The sequence below is a fragment of the Candidatus Bipolaricaulota bacterium genome (assembly GCA_021159055.1).
Classification (GTDB): domain Bacteria; phylum Bipolaricaulota; class Bipolaricaulia; order UBA7950; family UBA9294; genus S016-54.
In genome coordinates this window covers 1-2,644 of the sequence record JAGGSO010000141.1, presented here as the reverse complement: position 1 = coordinate 2,644, position 2,644 = coordinate 1, and the positions used below count along the sequence as shown (strand labels likewise).

The following is a 2,644-nucleotide window of genomic DNA, read 5'->3' as shown; positions in this document are numbered from 1 at the left end:
GGATTGTGATCTTTCCCACGTAGCCCAAGGTTTTCGCGATCACGGAGGCAAGCGGTCCGGGAAACAAATCACAGATGATCTCCTCAACCGGGGTGTAGGTGCTTTTCCCTGTTTCGAGCACTTGACGATAGATCGTCGAACGGGATAAGTCGAGTTTGTAGTCGTGCAGTGTCAGCCCAGTCAGCTTTTCCGCCTTCTCAATGATTTTGGACGGGTGCGATGTTGCCACAATCTCCAACCTGGTGCCGTTCTCCGTCAATCGAACGATGGACGCTGAATACCGGCCCGAGCGGCCGAACTCCTCACACACCGTCCGGTAGATTGCGTCTTCGTCGGGCAGGCCGTGGAGCTTGGCGGAGACCTGCTCGGTGAATCGGATCATGTCGAGAAGTTCCTGCATTGATACGTCAATCCTCCCCCGATCGCTCATCCCGTCCCTCTGTGCGCCCCTTTGGACGCATACATCCGCTTATCCGCCCTCGCCAGCACCTGCTCGATCGATTCCCGCTTCTCGGGATCCCAATGCGCCGTGCCGATGGAGAGCGTTATCGGAAACGGGAAGGATTCACCGGTCTCATTCCTCTCCTTGACCGTCTCCTGGATGCGGGCCTTCACCGCATCCGCCTGTCCGTCCGTCTCGATCAGCATGACGAGGAACTCGTCCCCTCCGTAGCGGACGACGATATCGCTCTCCCGCACTTGGGCGACGAGGAGGTTCGCCACTTCCTGCAGGACCCGGTCTCCCATCTGATGGCCGAAGCGGTCGTTTATCTGCTTGAAGTTGTCAACGTCGATCATCAGGAATCCGATCGGATGCTCGTATCGCCTGGAGCGGATGAGCTCCTGTTCGACCACTTCGTTGAAGTAGCGGCGGTTGTAGACACCGGTGAGCGGATCCCTCCTCGCCTGCTCCCGCAGCTCGTTCTGCAGGCGGATGCGGGCGATCGCCTGCGTGGTGTGCCCGAGGAGGAGTTCGATGAGGCGCACGTCCTGCTCGGAGAACGCGTTCTCCTTCTCCGACGCCACCTGGAACACCCCGAACTTGCCGATCGGGGCGCTGATCACCGAGCGGAACTCGGAGTAAGTAGGTCGGGCGGAGGGATCGTCATCCGGGCGCCCGAGCACGTACGTCTTCCCGGTGAGGTAGGTCTTCGTCGCCAGTGTCTCCTCGGAAAGGGGAACCGGCTGACTCGCTCCGGGAGGGAGACCGTTTGCCATCGCCTTGGGGACAAGCTTATCATCCTCACAGATGTCAAGGGTGCATAACGGAAACCCGAGGATCTCCTCAGCCGCGTGCACGGTAAGCTGGTATACGTCCTCCTCCTTCGTCATCTCTCCCAGTCGATGCGCGGTCTCGTGAAGGAGGATTATCTTCTGGTTTAAGTCCTCAAGGGCCTCCTGGGTACGCCGGTAGTCCGTCACCTCGATTCCGGTGCCGATCACGTACTTCACCCCTTCCACGGGGTCGCGGTAGACGGTGTTCGACCAGGAGATCAGGTGCAGACTCCCGTCCTTGCTCCGCCAGTAGTTCTCGTACCGGTTGGAAGCAGCGGTCCGCACGAGCTCGTCGAACACGCGCTTCACATTCTCCCGCTCCTCGGGGAGGATCAGAAGATCCCAGATCGGCTTCCCCTTTAACTCTTCTACCGAATAGCCGGTTACCTCTTGGCAGGCGTTGTTAAGATGTATAACTCGTCCCTCCGAGTCGAAGATGATGACCAATGCTCCTAAAGCATCGAGGAGAAGAGAGAGCATCTTTCGATCAAGAACACCGCTTTCCCTCTGACTTTCTTCCGCCAATGGAACCCCCTTCGCGGTGCAGACAAAATTGCTACACAACACGTTAGTTCCCGACGATTAAACCAGGAAAGAAGCGCCGTGTCAAGCAAATTCGGTGTTTTGCAGTTCTGTTATGTATAACACTTGTCTCCGGACCGGTTTTGTGCTATAGTGAAATCACAATCTAAGGAGGTGGCCGATGACCATAGAGGCTTGGGTGCTGCTCTCGTTCTTCTTCACGTTCTGGGTGTTCGCATTTACCGGATGGTGGTGCGGCGGGCCGTGCCACTAGGCCGTTACTCTCGGTAAAGCAGAACATCCGATGGTGCTGATTCAGTCGGGAGGGCGGGGTCTACTCGCCTTCCTCCTTGTTTTGTTGTTGAGCGTGACGGGATTCGCTGCCACCGACGCGCAGATCGCGGAGAAGACCGGATTGAGTCCGGATCTCTTCCTCCAGCTCACTGTGCCTGTGGGGGGAGAGGAGCTCGGGATCTTCATCGTGTACATCACCGACCGCACCTTCAATTCCCGCATCTCCCCGACTCTGCGGAACGAGCTTTCCCCTTACGTAGGGCGCAACGCCCTCTACGTGAACCCGTCGGTAAAGCGCGTTGTCGATTCGTTCGACTTCTCTTTGGACCGGTTTACGATCACCCAAGGCGAAACGTCGTTCACCCCGGCACGGGAGGATTGGGTGGAGATAACTCCGGGGTTCCTCGACGGGAGGTTCGTGGTGAACCCGGCCGGGCCCTCCTACGGCTCGGGGAGCGAGGGGATCCTCGTTCTCGGGGACCGGATCGATCCAGAGAGGCCGTTCACCGTGAGCTACCAAGGGGTGAGCGGGACCTTCGATCTCTCCGCTCCC

At 58.4% G+C, this 2,644-nt stretch carries 3 protein-coding genes; 1 reads left to right on the top strand and 2 read right to left on the bottom strand.

Going from position 1 to position 2,644, the window contains the following annotated elements; all coding sequences use genetic code 11:
- Both J7J55_07270 and J7J55_07265 read right to left on the bottom strand, forming a co-directional pair.
- On the bottom strand, nucleotides 1-400 hold a 400-nt coding region (locus J7J55_07270), incomplete at its 3' end, for a hypothetical protein (protein MCD6142494.1).
- 26 nt (nucleotides 401-426) lie between these two features.
- Entirely contained in the window at nucleotides 427-1,755 is a 1,329-nt protein-coding gene (locus J7J55_07265; protein MCD6142493.1) for a diguanylate cyclase, read from the bottom strand.
- A gap of 346 nt (nucleotides 1,756-2,101) precedes the next feature.
- On the opposite strand from J7J55_07265, the gene J7J55_07260 reads away from it, so the two are divergent.
- A partial coding sequence (locus J7J55_07260) for a hypothetical protein (GenBank protein ID MCD6142492.1) occupies nucleotides 2,102-2,644 on the top strand: 543 nt, incomplete at its 3' end.

What these genes read in the sequence shown, in the direction of transcription:
- J7J55_07265 (MCD6142493.1), bottom strand. Translation starts at nt 1,755, where the DNA reads ATGCTCTCTCTTCTCCTCGATGCTTTAGGAGCATTGGTCATCATCTTC.